The sequence below is a fragment of the Psychrobacter sp. NG25 genome (assembly GCF_015234355.1).
In the GTDB taxonomy this organism is placed as follows: domain Bacteria; phylum Pseudomonadota; class Gammaproteobacteria; order Pseudomonadales; family Moraxellaceae; genus Psychrobacter.
In genome coordinates this window covers 268,894-287,875 of record NZ_JADGMV010000001.1, presented here as the reverse complement: position 1 = coordinate 287,875, position 18,982 = coordinate 268,894, and the positions used below count along the sequence as shown (strand labels likewise).

Here is an 18,982-nt window from a genome sequence, read left to right as displayed (position 1 = left end):
AAATGGCTGGTAAGAAAAACGTGATAGTGGATTCAAAAGAAACGATAGCGCTATTGTAGTGGGCGGGTCAGCTTCTGTCATTAAAACGGTAATAAAAAGCCGACTATCATAGTGACAGTCGGCTTAGTTGTATATTGCTAATCACCAAAATTTTAATCAGCAAATTTCTTATCAATAAACAGTGTGACGATTAAATCAAATCGCTATGCGCTTGAATAGCAGTCAGTGCGATGGTATAGACAATATCGTCGACCAATGCACCACGTGACAAATCGTTTACTGGCTTATTCAAACCTTGTAGCATCGGCCCAACACTGATGACGTTGGCACTACGCTGCACCGCTTTATACGTGGTGTTACCCGTATTGAGATCTGGGAAGATAAAGACGTTGGCTTGTCCGGCAACGGGTGAATCAGGTGCTTTTTGTTTACCGACACTCATGACCGATGCAGCGTCATACTGTAATGGGCCATCAACGGCAAGTGTTGGTTCACGTTCACGAACGATTTGGGTCGCACGAATAACTTTTTCGACATCCGCGCCTGTACCTGATGAGCCAGTAGAGTAGCTGATCATTGCCACTTTTGGTTCGATACCAAACGCTGCCGCAGACTGGGCAGATTGGATAGCGATTTCAGCCAGCTCTTCCGCCGTTGGGTCAGGGTTGATGGCGCAATCACCATACACCACGACTTGCTCAGGTAACAGCATAAAGAAGATAGAAGATACCAATGAGTACTGCGGTGCCGTCTTAATTAACTGGAATGCTGGGCGTACGGTGTTGGCAGTGGTATGTATGGCGCCAGAGACCAATCCATCCACTTCACCCATCTGTAGCATGATAGTACCTAAGAACACGGTATCTTCAAGCTGTTCAGCAGCGACCAGTTCGGTCGTTTTGCCTTTACGACGCTCAACCACAGCAGCGATATATTTGTTCATATCAAGCGTGTCAGGATCCATAATCTCAATGCCTTCTGGCAAGATTAAGTCGCGATTTTTGGCAACTTGTTCCACTTCGCTGCGTTTTGCGAGCAGTACGCAATCAGCGATGCCGCGGCTTTGACAGATACAGGCAGCTTCTACCGTACGTGGCTCAGCACCTTCTGGTAATACGATGCGTTTCTTAGCGGCTTGTGCTTTTTTGACCACTTGATGACGGAAAGCGGCAGGCGATAGGCGCGGTTGATGGTCATGGCTAAAGTATTCTTTAATCCAACTTAGATTTAAGTGTGCGGCCACATAGCGTGTGACTTCTTGTGCGCGCTCAATATCATCGTTTGGAATCTCAGCACTCATGTGCATCAAGCTTTGTACGGTCTCAAAGCTATCTGTTTCAACACTCATGACAGGAATACCTGTTTTGAGTGCAGATTGCCATAGCTCAGCGACGGTTGAATTGGGCGAGACACCACCAGTCAGTACCAGACCTGCTAGTGGAATGCCATTGATACAGGCCAGTGCTGCGGCGAGTAATAAGTCATCACGATCGCCAGGTACGACGATGAGCGTACCACGTTTGAACACTTCATCAACGCGTGCGACTGAGCGAGCTGTCAAACTAATATGATTGATACGGCGTGTCTTTGCTTCACCGACATTTAACCAAGTGGCATCCAACTCTGCAGCGATATCCCACGTACGGGGCACTGACAATGAATCACTAAAAGGTACCACACCGATTAGGCGGAATCGATCGGTATCAAAATGTGGTGACAGACGTTGCACTTCTTGCATAAAGCCAGCATCCAAGCTGACCATGGCTTCACCCGGTGCGACTGGCTGAGTGTCAAAGGTATTTGGCACATCATGCACACGCATCAAGATGCAGCCTAAAGTACGCTCATGCGCGATACCGCCAAATTCACGAGCATGCACATCGAGCTTATCGGCTAAATGGGCTGGGTTTTTGGTATCGACCGTACTAACAAAGATGATTTTGGCATCTAAAGCGTGGGCAATAGCACGGTTGATTTGTGATGCATAAGAGGCTTCAGTAGTGGGTACTAGACCTTCACAAATCACGACGTCTTGGTCATCACCGATGCTATGGAAGTTTTCGATCACTTCTTCCATCAATTCATCAAGATTGCCATCACCAATCATACGCTCAACGCGCTGACGGTTGATAGATTTAGGCGGTGTCAGACCAAATGCATGCATGGTTAATGCGCTTGAGCTGTCTAGGCTGTTTTGCTTATCGAGCGTATCATCTTGCAGAAATGGCTTCATAAAACCGGCTTTAACGCCGTTATAATCGAGCGCACGAATGAGACCGAGCGCTGCTGATGTCAGGCCGATACCGCGACTAATAGGTACAAGTAAAATGGTTTGCATAGCATATCCTACTATTTATTTTATTATATCCGTGAGAGAGGTGTTGCTGACTGGCTAAAATGATGGCTGCTGCTTTCGCTTGCAGTGATTGGTCAGTAGCGCCGTTACTTAAAGGCTTATGTCATATAAAAATATTTATACGACATAAGCCCCTAAATAAGCATCACTGTAATAGCCGGGCTATTTTCTATTTTAGACCTAATGCTTGACGCGTTTCTTTAGCGATCTGGCATTCTTCATCAGTTGGGACAACCCATAGCTCGATGCTACTACCTTCGTCTTGGAAGCTGCCTTCTGCACCACCGACTAAATCATCATTTTTTTCAGCATCAAACTTGATACCGAAGTGGCGCATAACATCTAAGATGCGAGCACGTGTGGTCGCTGAGTTTTCACCAATACCACCAGTAAAGACGATACCAGTAAAGTCAGGTAGCGCACAGCTTAGGCTGGCTAGGTATTTACCGACACGATAGCAGAACATCTCGATGGCGAGTTGAGCATCTTTATGGCCTTCATTCGCTGCTTGTTCGATCGTACGCAAGTCATTCGACAGACCTGAGATACCCAATAAGCCACTTTCACTATTGAGCATAGTATCGATTTCTTCTAGGCTCATACCCAGTTTACGCTTGAGATGAATGTGCAAGCTAGGATCGACGTCACCACTACGCGTACCCATCATCAAGCCTTCAAGTGGCGTCAGACCCATACTAGTATCCAAGCTTTCACCGTTATAGACGGCAGTCGCTGAGCAACCATTGCCTAGATGAGCGGTCAGCCAACCATGTGGACCTTTGGTATCTGTAATTTCGCTAGCACGCTCTGAGACATAAGCATGTGAGGTACCATGGAATCCATAACGACGAATTTTTTCTTCTTCGTATAGGGCTTTTGGAATTGGATAGCGATAGGCAACTGGCGGCATCGTTTGGTGAAATGCAGTATCGAAAACGACCACTTGTGGGATGTCAGGATAAATGGCTTCAACCGCTTCAATACCCAAGGCGTTTGCAGGGTTGTGTAGAGGTGCTAAGATTTTTAAACGTTTTACTTCATCAAGTACATGTTGGTCGACACGGACGGCTTTTGAGTACTCACGACCGCCGTGAACCACACGATGTCCTACAGCGACAAAATGATATTGCTCAAGCAGTGCTAGGATTTTTTGAAGAGCCAATTCATGACGACCACCAGGGATGGTAATCTCAAGTTTTTCACCGTTTAAAGTAGTATGTTTAATACGAGCGGTATCAAGCCCCAAGTTTTCGGCAAGACCGGTAATACGAGTGGATTCGTCTTCGCTGATTAGCGCATATTTTATAGAAGATGAACCACAGTTGAGAACCAAAGTAGGGTTGATAAGTTTTGATCTACCGGTATTACGATCATTAAAGATGGGGGTGCTATCGCTCATGCTCTATCCTTAGATTATGTTTTTTGACAAGGGGTGAATCATAGCGGATTAATTTCCGCCGAACAAACAAAAATCAGCAGACCTTTCATAAAAATGAAATAAGCGATATCACGCTTACAGGTCTACCAATAAATCCCTACTCGTCACTCTGTTTGGTTGCTTCTAGCAATCCATCAAAGCGATATTTTCGGAGTATAATGTAACACAATTAGTATCTTATACCACAGTAACTATAAGGTTTAAGACTGAACATCGTCAAGCATTGTTACACCTGTGCACCGAATATAGCCATCAAACAGTAAGTGCTATAAAGGCAAGATTGCCCGCAATAAAAATTGTAAGAAAGTTTTTCAAAATGTGTTTAGCCGTGTTTTGCACCATAAAACTGCGCTCCACAAACCATAATTGCCACATAAAATGCATAAATTTCTCAGAACTCACCAAATAATATGCACCAATCATTATCGTCATAAGCTGTATTTACACATGATAAAGTTAGCAAAATTATTGGTCAATCGCCCTCAAGAGGCTTACCGCCTGACTGATACAATGCTATGCTTACATAGATTATAATATTTTGAATATTTCAGTCGTAAACGTCCTGTTTTCAATCATATTCACACTGCTGCAAGGTTATTGCCCTATGCTTACTATACGCCGCGTTTCAAACACTGAGTGCAATTCTCATTTATCTATTAACACCAGTCGCCGTGCCGTCTCCGCATTGATTATCGGTAGTGCAGTCATGTTAGGATTAACGGGCTGTGGGCAAAAGGGCGACCTCTATTTAGCCGATTCCAACAGCTCAAAGGTGGCAGGGTCAGAGATGTTGTCTAATGCTGGAGAGTCACAAGGTGCTGCATCGGCAAGTAATGATGAACAGAACGCTCGCTATTTAGAGCAAGTGCTATCAGATGTGAACGAAGACCCTAACGATTATTAATTGTTTAAGAGCATCAATAATTCCGAATAAATTTACCTGATTTAATGAGAGACATAACCACAATGACTACAGTAACGACCCAAACAGAACAAGGGTTATATATTAACCCTGAAGCCTTAACTGCTCATTTGCCTGCGCTGAATTATCGCAACGACGCTCTACATATGGAGCAGGTCAGTATGACTGAGTTGGTCGATTGCTATGATACGCCATGTTATGTCTACTCAAAGCAGGCGATATTAGATGTTTATCAGGCTTACACCGATAGCTTTGCCAGTCTAAAGCATCAGGTTTGCTATGCCGTTAAAGCCAACTCTAATCTTGCTGTACTTGGCGTGTTAGCACAGGCGGGTGCAGGGTTTGATATTGTCTCACGTGGTGAGTTGATGCGAGTATTGGCGGCAGGCGGTGAAGCTGCGCGCGTTGTATTCTCAGGCGTTGGTAAAACTTATAGAGATATCGAGTATGCACTCACCCAAGGCATCGGTTGCTTTAACGTCGAGTCTATTAGCGAGCTGGCTTTAATCAATGAAGTGGCACAGCAACTCGATAAATCAGCACCTATATCTCTACGAGTCAATCCCAATGTCGATGCCAAGACTCATCCTTACATCTCAACTGGTTTAAAAGACAATAAGTTCGGTATCACGCACGAAGACGCTGTTGCTGTCTATGAGCAAGCCGCTGCGTTGTCGCATATCGATATCGTTGGTATCGACTGCCATATTGGCTCGCAGTTGACGGAAGTAGAGCCATTCGTTGCTGCGCTAGACAAAGTAATCGAGTTGATACACACCCTCCGTGAAAAAGGTATTGAGCTGCGTCATATAGATTTGGGTGGTGGTTTAGGGGTGCGCTATATCGATGAGACGCCTGTGTCTATGGACGAGTTTGCTGCTGCATTATTACCAAAACTAAGCGAGCTTGGACTGACGGTATTCTTTGAGCCGGGCCGCAGTATCGTTGCCAATGCTGGCGTACTATTAACGCGTGTCGACGTGCTAAAGCCTACCGAACACAAGAACTTCGCTATTGTCGATGCGGCAATGAACGACTTGATTCGCCCTGCACTGTATCAAGCAGAAATGGCCGTGATTCCAAGCGTGTTACCGAGCAAAGGTATCGATACGGATGGTACGCAACCGTGGGATATCGTTGGTGCAATTTGTGAGACGGGAGATTTCTTAGCAAAAGGTCGCTTGTTAGCATTGGAAGCAGGAGATACATTGGCCATCACTGGTGCTGGCGCTTATGGCTTTACCATGAGCAGCAATTATAATTCGCGTCCACGTGCTAGCGAAGTGATGGTGTCTGATAACCATCATCAATTGATTCGTCCGCGCGAAACCATTGAATCATTATATGAAAATGAAACATTGTGGCAGGCGCAGTAAGGTTATTAAAGACGAGCCAAAACTATCACCGTATTTGATGATTGAAGAGAACCCATTGTGATAATGACAATGGGTTTTTTTATGACTGGATTTTGAGGAAGTTGTTTTTTAATTAAAGCTGTCTTTTAATTGCAGGCATGCCTTTATTGGAAAGCAATACCATTCATAAAAATTAGAGTAGCAAGGAAAACGAGTGTAAGTACTACTCACTGTAGACTAAACAAATTTGACACCGCTAATCGTATTTTTTGGGATTGGTATTATTATGATTGTATCTGACAGCGTGCTAAGATAAGCCATACATAAAAATAGGATAGGATATCAAGGGTATGCTAATAGAATTTACTAAGATGCATGGTCTGGGCAATGATTTTATGGTCATCGATTTGGTGACTCAGCGCTTAGAATTAACCAAGGATTTGGTACAGTTATTGGGTGATCGTCATTTGGGTATTGGTTTTGACCAGTTGCTCGTAGTCGAGCCACCGATGCGTCCGGATGTCGACTTTAGCTATCGTATTTTTAATACCGATGGCACTGAAGTCGAGCAGTGCGGTAACGGTGCGCGTTGCTTCGCTCGCTTCGTACAGGCACGCAAACTGTCATTTAAACAGCGCCTACGTGTTGAGACGGCAAGTGGGATTATCACGCTGACCACAGACCGTTATGGCTGGGTAGAAGTCGATATGGGCAAACCCAAATTTGAGCCAGACGAGATTCCATTTAGCCCAAGAGCCACTACTAAAATCCAAAACGCCTACCATTTGGATGTTAATGGAACACCTGTACAGCTCTATGTTGCCAATATGGGCAATCCACATGCAGTTATCAAAGTCGATAATGTGCTCGATGCTGAAGTTGAAACCTTGGGTAAAGCCATCGAATCGCATCCTGCGTTTCCAGATCGCGTCAATGTCGGCTTTATGCAGGTGATGAATCAACGTCATATTCGTCTACGGGTATTCGAGCGCGGCGTTGGTGAGACTCAAGCCTGTGGTACGGGTGCATGTGCTGCAGTGGCGGTTGGCATACGTGAAGGCTGGTTGGATGAAGGCGAAGAAGTGCGCGCACAGCTGTATGGCGGCAGTATGATTATCAAATGGCAGCCGGGTTATTCAGTCATGATGACAGGTCCAACGGCCTTTGTTTATGAAGGCGTGTTTAGCCCAGATGGGCTAATGGCACAAGCGGGTATCAAGCCTAATTCTGAGGGCTAAACTCGGATGGCGAATAGGTAAATGCTATGGTCATCTCTAATAGGGCTATGTCCAATAAAAAAGGTCAGATAGAGCCAGCATCGGGTTCAGAAGTACAATCAGCAGCGTGGCTGTCAGACACACTGGCAGCCACTACAGAGTCGGACACAGCGTTACGTGAGCTGTTAGTACCAGTGCATCATTGGTTAAATACTTTATCAGTACGTAATCACTCGCCGCATACCCTAACGGCTTATTTTGCTGGCTTGAACCAGCTGGCGCTATTTTTACGTGGCAAACGGCTGACATGGACGCGTTGTGACAAGCGTCAATTAGCCCAGCATATCGGTCAGCGTATCGATGAAGACAAGCTTGCACTTGCTAGCGTCCAGCAGGAGCTGTCGGCGATTCGTCATTTTTATGGATGGCTCATTGAAGAAGGGCTAGCACGTATCAATCCAACCACTGGCTACCAGCTTAAGCGTAGTCCTAGACCATTACCGTCTATTGCAGACGTAGATTTGCTCACTCAATTACTTGACCAAGAGATTCCTGATATTCCAGAGCAAGCACGCTTATGGTTACGGGATAAAGCCATGTTTGAATTGCTCTACAGTAGTGGCTTACGTGTGGGTGAGCTAGTAGCGCTAGATATAGCGGACGTAGATTTATCCGACTTACGCGTACGTGTGACGGGTAAAGGCAATAAAACACGACTAGTACCATTAGGTATAAAAGCAGCAGAGGCAATTACGCGCTATCTGCCACATCGTAATCTATGGGTAGAGCAAATGGACACGGCATTGTTTATCAGTGAAAAGTTGGGTACCCGCTTATCAACACGGGCAGTGCAGCAACGTCTAAAAGTTGCCGCTACTCGTGCTGGTATTTCACAAAATATGTATCCACATTTATTGCGGCATTGCTTTGCATCACACATGCTGTCAGGTAGTGGTGACTTGCGCGCTGTACAAGAAATGCTGGGTCATAGTGATATCAGTACTACGCAAATTTATACCCATGTTGATTTTACCAAATTGACCCAAGTCTATGATCGTGCCCACCCGCGAGCCACTCATGCTCAACGCGACGATGACTCAAATCAAAAATAAGGTGTGTTGAATATTCAACACACCCTAATCATAATTTACGCTAAACGATGACAGTCAAAGATAGGCATTTTTTGGCGTCCTTGCTGTTGGGCGTGCTGATCTAATGATGCCAATACCATGGCGTAGTGCTTGCTGTCTTCTGGATCAGTAGCTTCATTCAATACACTATCATCGTAATGGTTGATAACTGTACCATCATAAGCGGTAATCGCCGTATGTCCCCACGTCTGACGTATATCACCATTCTTATAGATATGGTCGCCACCTTGTGCCGCCCCAATGACCATACACTGGCTGTCTAAAGCACGTGCCTGTAGCAACAGCGACCAATGGGCTTGCCCTGTTAGGTAAGTAAAAGCAGAAGGTGCGCTCAGTATGTCAGCACCTGCTTGACGTAGACGCTGTGCCAATGCAGGGAAGCGCAAATCAAAGCAAACCATCATGCCCAATTGATAGACCGTATCATTTGCTTCGATTGGTGTAATCACGGTTTGCGTTCCTGGCTCGAAAGTGGCTGCTTCGTTATAGCTACCGTGTTTATCCGCTACAGTGGCTGTAAATAGATGAATCTTGTCATAACGTGCCGCTCGCGTGCCATCAGGTGCAAACAACTGACTGACTTGGCGTAGTCTGCCATCAGGGACGACAATACCATCAGGTCGATAAGGGCAGGGTAGCGAGCCTGCTAATACATAGACACCATAAGTGCGGGCATAGTCCGCTATCATCGCTGATAGATCGTCAAAGCGCTCTGCAGTGGCAAACTGCTCACCCATGCTACAGCAGTTCTCTGGTAATACGACAAGTTGAGCCCCTTGCGCACTTGCATCAATAATTGCAGATTTTATAGTAGCTAAGTTTTGCTCAATATTTTGTTGGCTATTCATTTGAATGGCAGCAGTGGTAAATTGATTATTCTGTTTACTATTCATGGTTGCAGTCTCAGTTAATTTTTAAGTTAGTTCAGTTTAACTATTTTTCAGTCGTGTGTTTCATGACTTTTCTTATAAAATTTATATGATGATAAACCGATTTTTGATATTAATTATTTAGCAGTTAATGCTGAAATGCTAATATTTATAGGCTTTAATAAGAAAAGCGTAACAATTGTATCTGGCCAGAGTGTAAATTATCATAGCAAAATTGCGTCAAAAAATGCTATCGTCATGTCCTAATAACGTTAAACCACTGGTTTGACCAAAATATTTGTAGAATATTATCACTACCGGAGTGTAATAAGCCGCCCATGAGTATGTCGTTCGGATTGGCGACCACGCTAAGCACCTCACAGAAACTGACACCGCAGATGCAGCAAGCCATTAAATTGCTGCAGCTCTCTAGTCTTGAGCTCGCGCAAGAGGTTCAGATCAAGCTGGATAGTAATCCACTGCTTGAACGTATCGAAGATGATGACGATGAATACGAGCATAGCGGTGACGATATCATAGACGAGCTTAGCGATTCGCTGACATTGGATAGCTGGAATCAAAGTGCTGGCACTGAGTCATTTACTGCCAAATCTGACAGCAATACGACTACTTCTGACTATGATAATGAACTTAGTGATAGCTTTGATAAGTTACAGCAAGCCAATATCGATGATGGTGCCATAGACAATTATACGATGGATAGTGACGATTATAGTAGCTTTGATAATAGTGCTGATAGCAGTAACTATGCATCTGCGGCTACTAGTTCAGGGAGCAAAGGTGACGATGACTTCGATAGCTATCAAGGCGGCACGTCTGCCACTATCCAAGATCATGTGCGTTGGCAGCTGAACTTTAAACATCTATCAGAAGCAGATATGTTGATTGCCACCTATCTGATGGACTCTATGGATGATATGGGTTTTGTTCGGCTTGATATCGATGAGTTGTTGCAGAGCTTTGAGACCATGGCGAGCTTTTATCAATGGGATGAGTCTGTTGAGCAAGATGAAGTACTGGCCGTATTGCGTATTATTCAATCTTGCGACCCACTCGGTGTTGGGGCACGGAACCTCAGTGAATGTCTAGCGATTCAACTGTCCAAGCTTGATAGTAATACCGAGTCTCTAAAAGAAGCGCAAGCACTTCTATCTGCTAGCGAATATTTAGTCAGTAATAATATCAAAGCACTGACCGAGCAGACAGGGCTCGCAGCTGAGAAGATCACACCTGCATTAAATCTATTACGCAGCTTAAATCCTTCACCAGGATTATTATTCCATAGTAGTCAACCAGATTACGCACGGGAGCCAGACAGTTACGACATTCCTGATGTGCTGGTCACGCCTGTCCGTCGCCAAAGTGGTAATACCACTGCAGGGGCCGATACGCAAGAGGATGGCTGGCAGGTACGGCTCAATCCTGACACCCTGCCGAAGCTACGAGTCAATCAAGAGTATGCCAACTTAGTAAAACGCGGTGATGATAGCCCTGACAATCAGTATCTGCGTGAAAACCTCACTGATGCGCGCTTGTTTATTCGCAGTATCGAAGAGCGTAATCAAAACCTATTAAAGGTCGCCACCAGTATTGTGCGTTATCAGCAAGAGTTCTTACAACATGGTGCGACTGCCATGCAACCACTTATCTTAAAGGTCATTGCAGAAGAAGTTGATTTGCATGAATCCACCGTGTCACGTCTGACCACTAGCAAAACCATCCTGACACCCCAAGGGTTGTTTTCCTTAAAGCATTTCTTTTCATCACATGTGAGTAGTACAGATGGTGATGTTTCATCGACCGCTATTAGTGCCATGATTAAGCAACTCATCGCCGATGAAAATCCGAAAAAGCCATTATCAGACAGTCGCATAAAAGACAGTTTATTAGTTGAGGGCATCGATATTGCCAGAAGAACCGTCGCCAAATATCGCGAAGCAATGAATATCGGATCATCTACCCAGCGCAAACAAAAATATTAAACGATGGAATTCAATAAGTTATAGGCACGCTCGTATATTGATGACTATATTTCAGATGGAATATAAAAAATAAAATTTTTTGATTATATAGAAACATGATGGAAACAACAGGTATTGTTACACTTAATTACAATTTAATGGCTTGCTACTATCCTAATTTCATGACAAATTAGAGTCATACCAACAACGAAATCTAAGTGTCGATTTAGCATATTTATAGTAGCAATCAGGAGATGATGAAAGGATATATAGGCATTTTTCTGGATGTACTGCTATAAAAGATAGTAGAACGATTGTTGGTAAAGCAGGGTGATAAAAGCAGGAATGCTACTTCATCTGTTGACTGTAAGTACAATCAAAAGGACAATAATATGAATGTTTCTATCAGTGGTCACCATATCAGCGTTACCGAAGCTATGGACATGGCAGTTCGTGAAAAGCTTGAGAAAGTAGAGCGTCACTTTGATCAGATACAAAGTATTAAGGTGATATTATCGTTAGACAACAGCGGTTCTAGTGATGGCGGTAAAAAAAGCCATAAAGCTGAAGCGATACTGCGAGTCTCAGGTCAAGAAATGTTTGTTCAAGCGTGTGAAGATGATATGTATAAAGCCATCAACGAAATGGCAGACAAACTTGATAGACAAGTGCGTAAATATAAAACTCGTCAAGAGCGTAAAAAGACTCAGGGTGCTGGACGTGATGAACGCTATGAAGACTTCATGGTCGATGATGTAGCACCAGCCGTTTGATTCGATGAAGTTTGGTAGATATCGTATTTAATAAGTATCGGCTGACTAAATAATAATAAATAGTATAGATAGCCAATAGTATAGCTAGCCATATGATTTACATTTGATTCTACTAAACTGAAGTCAGAATACACAAAAAGGAAAAAGGCCTCAAACGTATCATGCGTTGAGGCCTTTTTTAGTACTAATATCAAGAAATAAGAGTATCAGTAAGTCTATTCATTAATCAAAACTACTGATAGTCTTTTTGAGAGTTTGGTCATAAGCCAAATGAAACCAGTATTTTATTCAACAAACTAAGCGAATTACACTCAGTCTATTTAATCTACGATAAGTAAACTGCAGTGACTAGCCGCCACCAACTGCTTGTACTACTTCGATGTTCATACCCTCAACGATACGTAGCTGACTCAGTTCGCTCTTTGGAATAAGTTCACCTTCTACTTCTACAGCATAGCGACCTTGGCTAAGTCCAAGCTCATTGATGACCAGTTGTACGGTCTGATGAGTGGTCTGTAGTTTTTTGCCATTGACACTAATGTTGCTCATTATATGCTCCTAAATGATGTAAAATTCTTTTGGACAGCACAAGTACCAACCGCATTACATTTGCTGCTTATATTATTTTTGAGTGTTTGTTTTGAATGCTGATAGCGCCAGACACAACCAGCCTGCAATCATTAGTACACCACCGATAGGCGTAATCGCTCCAAACCAAAGTGGTGCGCCAAGTGTCATCGCACACAGACTACCAGCAAATATTATAATGCCAATCTGTAACAGCCAAGCGGTCGTTTGAGAGACGTATTTGAGACGTATCAACAGACCCACCAGCAATAATCCGATCGCATGTACTAACAAATACAATGTTGCCGTATGCCACCACTCGAGTTGCTGAGGACTGGCTATATTTTTCAAACCATGCGCCCCAAATGCACCTAACGCAACGGCGATAGCCATATTAATCGCTGCAATACCTACCCAATTTAACATGGCACACTCATATTATTTAAAAACGGTCGCTACTACAAAATAACGGCTATTGAATATCATCCGGCAAGATAACGCTATCGATAGTCATTGCATCACGGATTTTATCCATGGCATTTTTCTCAATCTGGCGAACACGTTCTGCCGAGATAGAGTAGACGGCTGCTAACTCATGCAAGGTTGATTTTTGTTCAGAGAGCCAGCGTTGCTCAACGATATCACGCGAGCGATCGTCTAAGGTTCCCATTGCCGCTATTAATGCTGAAGAATTGTTTTCTTCCCAGTCAGCTTCTTCTAACTGTTCAGCAGGATCAATACCATCTTCTAAGAACAATTGCGGTGCATAGCGCCCATCATCGTCATCGCTCGATTGCGCTTCAAACGAGGCATCATAGGACGTAAGTCGTGACTCCATCTCTAACACTTGCTTGCGAGTGACATTTAGGTCATTTGCAATCGCATCTGCTTCTTCTAGTGTCAGCTGATTGTTGGTCTTTTTAAGACTACGCAAATTAAAGAATAATTTACGATGTGCTTTGGTAGTCGCGACTTTAACGATACGCCAGTTGCGAATCACAAACTCGTGAATCTCAGCTTTAATCCAATGCACCGCAAAGGATACCAAGCGTACGCCTTTATTAGGATCAAAGCGTTTCACCGCTTTCATTAACCCCAGATTACCTTCTTGGATTAAATCGGCTTGTGGCAAACCGTAACCTGAGTAACTGCGGGCAATGTGAATCACAAAACGCAGATGTGACATGACGAGCAGCCGTGCCGCCTCCACATCACCTTCGTCATAATAGCGATGCGCCAGCTCTTGCTCTTGTACTGGCGTCAAGATTGGAATTTGATGAACGGTATTGATATACGCACCCAGATTGACCCCAGGCGCTGAAAGATGCGTTGGCATCGCTGGTACCAAATCACGAGTACTGGTATCACCTAGCGCTTCCGCATCATAAGGTGGTCGCTGTGCCGCAGCTTTTAATGCTGCATCACGTGCTTCGTTTTTTACAGGTGCTGCATCGTCTTTTTTACTCGTTTTTGCAGCATCATTAGAAGTGTTAGCCATATTCTTGACCTTGATTAAATAGTGACGCAAATAGTAAGATAAAAATATTTATAGTTGTAATTGTAAAGGATAGCGACGCTTAGTTGCTATCAGTTTTGGTAATGATGAAGTGATATATTGTATCGAAACGCTGTGATGATATGCTATCAGCTGTTGGTTGATTGGTAACGCTATTAATGGTCAACAGCAGTCGATTGGCCGTGTCTGTTTGCTTACTTTGTCGACAGAAAGCAGCGATATCTGCTTGTGAATTGGCATCAGTGGCGACCACATACAGTGATTCACCAGTTGCGACATCGCGTAATGCTACTTTGGTTTTCAGAAGCGGCATTGGACAAGCAAGCCCACGTCCATCGACGAAACGTACAATGTTAATAGAAGATTGCTTAGCATTTGCTTCGTTATTTAAATCAATATCGTTCAACGACAATAAGGCCAACAAGTTATTGATATTTTGTTGCTCAGCACCAGAGAATTTTTCTGATAAGTTTATGAAATCAGGCGCATGGGTGATGGTGGACTGGCTATCAACAGACATAAAACAACCCTTATAAATACCAATACTTTGGTTTGTAATACTATTTGTATTCTCAATAGTTGGCTTTCAAGCATTGTTGATTTTAAGACTTTTTTATTGAATACCTTGTGCTTGATAGCGACGTAAACCTATTGTTGTAACTGTCATTATAGCAAATAGCTAGGGTGCAATTGAGTTGAATATAATCAACTCAACATTCGGTTCATTAGAATTACACAGTCATGTTGCGCAATAATGACACGCTGCTTAGTTATTGGTAGTCGTACACGCCGTAGAATTGACCTTATAGGTACAAGCTCGTATAGTCGAGAAGATGTTGTCATCACTTAACTGCATAGGATAAGCATTTGTATCACTCTAATAGACAATCGATGCTTGATAGCACAGCCATGAATCACTCAAATAAATATGTGGTCGCCACACCTTCGTTTGGGTGGGTATCGCTGTTGTGCGAGCGAAAAAAGGGCGCTCTGTCTATAGCGATATCGAGCATGTTTATATTAGGGGTTTCAACAGCATTATTGATGACCACAACGGTTGCCAATAGTAGTGAGTGGAACAGTAGTAATAATAGCAGCACCCAAACGTCACAATACAATTATAACTCATGGCAATCCACGGACTCCGAAGATTTAGACTTGCCTAACTTGAGAGGTCAGGGCTTGAGCTTCGCTGAGCAGTATCAAAATAAGCTACTAGGCGAATGGTCACTACGAAATATCAATGGTGGCGTTAAGATGGAGCATGATCCTTGGATTCAAGAAACGCTCAAAGACATGACTTGGCGTCTGAATGCTCAAGCACGGCAGCAAGCGTTAATGGGCTTGGTGCTTATTGATAATCCGAGTATCAATGCTTTTGCAGCACCAGGCGGTGTCATCGGTCTAAATACAGGCACTATATTGGCTGCCAGTAGTATGGACGAGCTTGCTAGTGTGGTAGCGCATGAAGTGGCACACATTAGCCAGCATCATTATGAAAGTGGTGTGGATGATCGAAAAAAAGCATTGCTCATGCAAGTAGGTGGCATGCTAGCAGCAATTGCTGCATCAGCAATCGATGGTGATGCGGCGACAGCCGTTTTGATGGGTAGTCAAACCGCTACGATGAACAGTAGCATGGCATTTAGCCGCAGTAATGAGCGAGAGGCTGATCGAATAGGGATGCAAATCATGACTCAAGCGGGTTATGACCCAAGAGCCATGCCGCGGTTTTTTGCCACCATGAATCAACGAAGTCAGCTCAATAAAGTTGAAAACCAGTTTTTGCCAAGTTTTATTATGTCCCATCCACTGAGTAATGAGCGTTTGAGTGATTCACAAAGTCGCGCGCAGAGTTATCCTTCATTATCATTAAACCAGCAGCAACGTCATCAGGCATTGTTTGATTTGCTCTATTGGCGTGTGCAGATTACTGGTAAGCATGCTTCTGAGACCGTATTGACGACTGCTGCAAAGAATAGTGTCGGTGCTAAATTGGCTTTGGTGCACTGGTACAGTGAACAACAACGTTTTACAGATGCTAACAAGCTACTGGCTGAAATCGATGTATTGCCAATGACACAGCGTCAACTGTTAGAGCCTTTATTGTCAATTACCCACAGCTATATGCTAACGGAACAAGGTAAGTGGTCAGAAGCGGCACAAATTTTAGAAAGCCAGCAGCGCATCTATCCTGAGCGTCGTGATCTACGACTCTACTTAGCAGAAGCACTCACCAATGGTAACCAGCCGACACAAGCACAAGCATTGCTCAAACCACTAACCGAGCAACAGCCAAGCGATCGTTATGCTTGGCAAAGTCTACAACTGGCCAATGAAAAGTTGGCAAAAACAACGACATCACCGCAGCTGGCCAATATTGCCACCATCAATGCGTTACGTTACCGCAGTCAAGATCAGCTATGGAGTAATCGCTACGAAAGTGCGCTCATATCGCTGACCCAAGCCAAGCAACTGACAGAGCGATTACAGAGTACACCACAGGCCAATAGTGCTCGGCCGCTATTAGCCAATATTAATGCAGAACTCAAAGCAGTAAAAACCGCCAAAGACTTTAAGCCTTAGGCGGTTATTTTTACAGACAGATCTACCAATAATAGGTGCTAGCCTTGTAGGGCATCTTTTACCATCTTAGAGATAAGGGCTGGATCTGCACGGCCTGCCGTTTTGTTCTTTAGTACACCCATCACGCTACCCATATCACGCATAGACGTTGCACCTTGCTCAGCGATTTCAGCATTGACTAAAGCAGCCACTTCATCATCGTTCATTTGTTTGGGCATAAACCCATTGATGATATCAATCTCAAACTGCTCTTTGGTCGCTAAGTCATCACGGTTGTTTTCTGTAAAGATAGTGAGTGACTCTTGACGCTGTTTCAATTGCTTTTGTAATACTTCTAATACTTGTGCGTCATCTAGCTCTATCCGGCGGTCAATCTCAATTTGCTTGATGACTGCTTGTACGTTACGCAATACTTTAACGCGCTCAAGCTCACGCGCTTTCATAGATACTTTGATGCTGTCTGATAAAGTTTTTTTGAGTTGACTCATTGTTATTATCCTTATTTGTTAAGAGTTATTTATTCAGATTTTGTGCAATAATAATAAAAATTGTAGCATAAAAAACGCCACTGATATCAATGGATAACAGTGGCGTTAATGTAGCACTTGTACTTAACTAATCTTATTATGGATTAGTACATACGAGTAGTACGAATAGTTTCGCGTTGTAATTTCTTTTTATAACGCTTTACGGCAGCAGCTTTCTTACGCTTGCGTACTTGCGTTGGTTTTTCATAAAACTCACGCTTACGTACGTCTGACAATACACCAGCTTTTTCACATGAACGTTTGAAACGACGGATAGCGATATCTACTGGTTCGTTTTCTTTAACCTTAACTGCAGGCATGAAGACTCCTTGATTAGGATGAGATATAAAGGCATTAGTTTGGCTGTGTATTAGTATTTAGTCGTAATATCTCAAGATTACAGACATCAGCTCAAACTAGGATAATCTTGTACATGAGCACAAGGGCAGGTATTTTAATAAAAAATAGCAAGTAAGTCAATGAATTTGTTATATTAATCCATATTTATCATTAAGTTGCACAGTTTTTTGTAGATATAGAGTCAGTTTATTAGACAGCATTAATAGTTTTAGTTAAATAAGAGTGACTATATAAGTGTGCTAGATAGCATCATTATAAATAAAAAACCCTACTGTCTATAACGGTTTAGGTGGAGTTTATGCTATGATAATTCCCATATTATAGTAAGCCTATGAACCGTTTTGTGTGTATTTTATTGAGGATGTTTGAATGAAAAAGACAGTATTAAATACAGCGTTAAGCAGCGCATTTATCGTCGCTTTTAGCTTTGGTGTTAGCGCTTGTGGCGGCGAAGAGCATGAAGAAGTAATGGCAGTAGATCGCGTTGAAGAAGCGGCTGCACTTGCGATTGAAAATGCACCGGAAGCTGAAGACATGAAGTTTCCAGAAACAGCACCGATGCCTGCGGCTGATGCAACTGCTACGGAAGCTGATGGTACGGCACCTGCTGAAGAAGGAACGGCTGCTACTGCTATGGCAGAAACAGCGACTACAGCAGAAGCAGATAGCGCCGATGCTGACGCAGCTGCTACTGACAGCGCCGAACCTGAAGCTGCTGCCGCTGAATAAGCATGGATTTAATGGTCATTTGGGCTGCCAGGAGTGATAAATAAGCTTTATAAGCAGCCACCAATATAAAATATAGTATAGAGGTGTGATCATGATGAATAAACGACAGCGTATAAGCAAGCTTACGGTCTCTGTTATCAGTATTAGCGCATTATTAGCACTGAGTGCTTGTAGTGGCGAGGATACAAGTATTGAAAAAGCATCTACTGCCAATGAATCTACCGATACTACTGTAGCGGTCGATGACACACCAGTTTCTGAATCTGAAGTGACTGAGTCTGAAATTGCTACGCCTGCACCAGAGACTGAATTAGAATCTGTCGAAGCGCCTGTTACTTCAGAAGAGTCGGTAGCAGAAGTTGCTGCTGAGCCTGAAGTATTGGCCGCGGATGCAGGCGCTAAACTATATGAATCAAACTGTCAGGTTTGTCATGCTGCAGGTTTACTCGATGCACCAAAATATGGTGATAAAGCCGCATGGGCAGCGCGCCTTACCAAAGGCAAAGATACGCTACACATGCACTCTGCGAAAGGCTTTAATAAAATGCCAGCGCAAGTCACTGATAAAGTAAGTGAAGCTCAGGTTTATGCGGCTGTAGATTACATGATTGCAGCGGTTAGCTGATATTGACCA

18 protein-coding genes are annotated in these 18,982 nt (G+C 43.6%); 9 read left to right on the top strand and 9 right to left on the bottom strand.

Annotated features, from left to right (window positions below; genetic code table 11):
* Positions 1-190: 190 nt before the first annotated feature.
* Both pta and IPZ60_RS01165 read right to left on the bottom strand, forming a co-directional pair.
* Complete coding sequence (gene pta / locus IPZ60_RS01170) at positions 191-2,338, bottom strand: phosphate acetyltransferase (RefSeq protein ID WP_194196053.1); 2,148 nt, start codon at positions 2,336-2,338, stop codon at positions 191-193.
* A gap of 187 nt (positions 2,339-2,525) precedes the next feature.
* The gene (locus IPZ60_RS01165) at positions 2,526-3,755 is read right to left on the bottom strand and encodes an acetate/propionate family kinase (RefSeq protein WP_194196052.1); all 1,230 of its coding nucleotides are present in this window, start codon (positions 3,753-3,755) and stop codon (positions 2,526-2,528) included.
* Positions 3,756-4,398: 643 nt separating this feature from the next.
* Between IPZ60_RS01165 and IPZ60_RS01160 the strand changes: the two genes are divergently transcribed.
* From IPZ60_RS01160 to IPZ60_RS01145, 4 genes are all read left to right on the top strand, one after another.
* On the top strand, positions 4,399-4,698 hold the full coding sequence (locus IPZ60_RS01160) for a lipoprotein (protein WP_194196051.1): 300 nt from the start codon (positions 4,399-4,401) through the stop codon (positions 4,696-4,698).
* Positions 4,699-4,760: 62 nt separating this feature from the next.
* The gene (lysA, locus tag IPZ60_RS01155) at positions 4,761-6,092 is read left to right on the top strand and encodes a diaminopimelate decarboxylase (RefSeq protein WP_194196050.1); all 1,332 of its coding nucleotides are present in this window, start codon (positions 4,761-4,763) and stop codon (positions 6,090-6,092) included.
* 329 nt (positions 6,093-6,421) lie between these two features.
* Positions 6,422-7,309 (top strand): diaminopimelate epimerase, encoded by an 888-nt coding sequence (gene dapF, locus IPZ60_RS01150; RefSeq protein WP_110921895.1) that lies wholly within the window; start codon positions 6,422-6,424, stop codon positions 7,307-7,309.
* A gap of 47 nt (positions 7,310-7,356) precedes the next feature.
* Positions 7,357-8,400 carry a tyrosine recombinase XerC gene (locus IPZ60_RS01145; RefSeq protein ID WP_194196049.1) on the top strand — a complete coding sequence of 348 codons (1,044 nt, stop codon included), beginning with the start codon at positions 7,357-7,359 and terminating at the stop codon, positions 8,398-8,400.
* Positions 8,401-8,435: 35 nt separating this feature from the next.
* Here the strand turns inward: IPZ60_RS01145 and IPZ60_RS01140 are convergent, their stop codons facing one another.
* Positions 8,436-9,332: a nitrilase-related carbon-nitrogen hydrolase gene (locus tag IPZ60_RS01140; RefSeq protein ID WP_194196048.1), complete on the bottom strand. Its 897-nt coding sequence runs from the start codon at positions 9,330-9,332 to the stop codon at positions 8,436-8,438.
* 314 nt (positions 9,333-9,646) lie between these two features.
* Here IPZ60_RS01140 and rpoN point away from each other — a divergent pair, with 314 nt between their 5' ends.
* Positions 9,647-11,311, top strand: coding sequence for an RNA polymerase factor sigma-54 (gene rpoN / locus IPZ60_RS01135; RefSeq protein ID WP_194196047.1), 1,665 nt, complete (start codon positions 9,647-9,649; stop codon positions 11,309-11,311).
* 371 nt (positions 11,312-11,682) lie between these two features.
* On the top strand, positions 11,683-12,063 hold the full coding sequence (hpf, locus tag IPZ60_RS01130) for a ribosome hibernation-promoting factor, HPF/YfiA family (protein WP_194196046.1): 381 nt from the start codon (positions 11,683-11,685) through the stop codon (positions 12,061-12,063).
* A gap of 348 nt (positions 12,064-12,411) precedes the next feature.
* Here hpf and thiS read toward each other — a convergent pair whose 3' ends face one another.
* The 4 genes from thiS to IPZ60_RS01110 form a co-directional block, all read right to left on the bottom strand.
* Positions 12,412-12,612 carry a sulfur carrier protein ThiS gene (gene thiS / locus IPZ60_RS01125; protein WP_194196045.1) on the bottom strand — a complete coding sequence of 67 codons (201 nt, stop codon included), beginning with the start codon at positions 12,610-12,612 and terminating at the stop codon, positions 12,412-12,414.
* A 72-nt stretch (positions 12,613-12,684) separates the two neighbouring features.
* Positions 12,685-13,056, bottom strand: a complete 372-nt coding sequence (locus IPZ60_RS01120; RefSeq protein ID WP_194196044.1) for a DUF423 domain-containing protein — start codon at positions 13,054-13,056, stop codon at positions 12,685-12,687.
* A 46-nt stretch (positions 13,057-13,102) separates the two neighbouring features.
* Positions 13,103-13,966 carry an RNA polymerase sigma factor RpoH gene (gene rpoH, locus IPZ60_RS01115; RefSeq protein ID WP_197099889.1) on the bottom strand — a complete coding sequence of 288 codons (864 nt, stop codon included), beginning with the start codon at positions 13,964-13,966 and terminating at the stop codon, positions 13,103-13,105.
* A 241-nt stretch (positions 13,967-14,207) separates the two neighbouring features.
* Positions 14,208-14,666 (bottom strand): sulfurtransferase TusA family protein, encoded by a 459-nt coding sequence (locus IPZ60_RS01110; RefSeq protein WP_194196042.1) that lies wholly within the window; start codon positions 14,664-14,666, stop codon positions 14,208-14,210.
* Positions 14,667-15,037: 371 nt separating this feature from the next.
* On the opposite strand from IPZ60_RS01110, the gene IPZ60_RS01105 reads away from it, so the two are divergent.
* On the top strand, positions 15,038-16,732 hold the full coding sequence (locus IPZ60_RS01105) for a M48 family metalloprotease (RefSeq protein ID WP_227669169.1): 1,695 nt from the start codon (positions 15,038-15,040) through the stop codon (positions 16,730-16,732).
* 38 nt (positions 16,733-16,770) lie between these two features.
* Here IPZ60_RS01105 and IPZ60_RS01100 read toward each other — a convergent pair whose 3' ends face one another.
* Together IPZ60_RS01100 and rpsU are read right to left on the bottom strand one after the other, a co-directional pair.
* Positions 16,771-17,220: a GatB/YqeY domain-containing protein gene (locus tag IPZ60_RS01100; protein ID WP_194196041.1), complete on the bottom strand. Its 450-nt coding sequence runs from the start codon at positions 17,218-17,220 to the stop codon at positions 16,771-16,773.
* A 143-nt stretch (positions 17,221-17,363) separates the two neighbouring features.
* Positions 17,364-17,579 carry a 30S ribosomal protein S21 gene (gene rpsU / locus IPZ60_RS01095; RefSeq protein WP_110921885.1) on the bottom strand — a complete coding sequence of 72 codons (216 nt, stop codon included), beginning with the start codon at positions 17,577-17,579 and terminating at the stop codon, positions 17,364-17,366.
* 409 nt (positions 17,580-17,988) lie between these two features.
* Between rpsU and IPZ60_RS01090 the strand changes: the two genes are divergently transcribed.
* Both IPZ60_RS01090 and IPZ60_RS01085 read left to right on the top strand, forming a co-directional pair.
* Complete coding sequence (locus IPZ60_RS01090) at positions 17,989-18,348, top strand: hypothetical protein (RefSeq protein ID WP_227669168.1); 360 nt, start codon at positions 17,989-17,991, stop codon at positions 18,346-18,348.
* A 91-nt stretch (positions 18,349-18,439) separates the two neighbouring features.
* A complete protein-coding gene (locus IPZ60_RS01085) occupies positions 18,440-18,973 on the top strand; it encodes a cytochrome c5 family protein (RefSeq protein ID WP_194196040.1) in 534 nt (177 codons plus the stop codon).
* The last annotated feature ends 9 nt before the right edge of the window (positions 18,974-18,982 follow it).

Bases quoted from the DNA above. Each gene is read 5' to 3' on its own strand.
- hpf (WP_194196046.1), top strand. From the start codon at position 11,683: ATGAATGTTTCTATCAGTGGTCACCATATCAGCGTTACCGAAGCTATG.
- rpoH (WP_197099889.1), bottom strand. From the start codon at position 13,966: ATGCCAACGCATCTTTCAGCGCCTGGGGTCAATCTGGGTGCGTATATC.
- rpoN (WP_194196047.1), top strand. From the start codon at position 9,647: ATGAGTATGTCGTTCGGATTGGCGACCACGCTAAGCACCTCACAGAAA.
- IPZ60_RS01120 (WP_194196044.1), bottom strand. From the start codon at position 13,056: ATGTTAAATTGGGTAGGTATTGCAGCGATTAATATGGCTATCGCCGTT.
- thiS (WP_194196045.1), bottom strand. From the start codon at position 12,612: ATGAGCAACATTAGTGTCAATGGCAAAAAACTACAGACCACTCATCAG.
- IPZ60_RS01160 (WP_194196051.1), top strand. From the start codon at position 4,399: ATGCTTACTATACGCCGCGTTTCAAACACTGAGTGCAATTCTCATTTA.
- lysA (WP_194196050.1), top strand. From the start codon at position 4,761: ATGACTACAGTAACGACCCAAACAGAACAAGGGTTATATATTAACCCT.
- IPZ60_RS01165 (WP_194196052.1), bottom strand. From the start codon at position 3,755: ATGAGCGATAGCACCCCCATCTTTAATGATCGTAATACCGGTAGATCA.
- IPZ60_RS01090 (WP_227669168.1), top strand. From the start codon at position 17,989: ATGAAAAAGACAGTATTAAATACAGCGTTAAGCAGCGCATTTATCGTC.
- IPZ60_RS01145 (WP_194196049.1), top strand. From the start codon at position 7,357: ATGTCCAATAAAAAAGGTCAGATAGAGCCAGCATCGGGTTCAGAAGTA.
- IPZ60_RS01105 (WP_227669169.1), top strand. From the start codon at position 15,038: ATGCTTGATAGCACAGCCATGAATCACTCAAATAAATATGTGGTCGCC.
- IPZ60_RS01100 (WP_194196041.1), bottom strand. From the start codon at position 17,220: ATGAGTCAACTCAAAAAAACTTTATCAGACAGCATCAAAGTATCTATG.
- IPZ60_RS01110 (WP_194196042.1), bottom strand. From the start codon at position 14,666: ATGTCTGTTGATAGCCAGTCCACCATCACCCATGCGCCTGATTTCATA.
- IPZ60_RS01140 (WP_194196048.1), bottom strand. From the start codon at position 9,332: ATGAATAGTAAACAGAATAATCAATTTACCACTGCTGCCATTCAAATG.
- IPZ60_RS01085 (WP_194196040.1), top strand. From the start codon at position 18,440: ATGATGAATAAACGACAGCGTATAAGCAAGCTTACGGTCTCTGTTATC.
- dapF (WP_110921895.1), top strand. From the start codon at position 6,422: ATGCTAATAGAATTTACTAAGATGCATGGTCTGGGCAATGATTTTATG.
- pta (WP_194196053.1), bottom strand. From the start codon at position 2,338: ATGCAAACCATTTTACTTGTACCTATTAGTCGCGGTATCGGCCTGACA.
- rpsU (WP_110921885.1), bottom strand. From the start codon at position 17,579: ATGCCTGCAGTTAAGGTTAAAGAAAACGAACCAGTAGATATCGCTATC.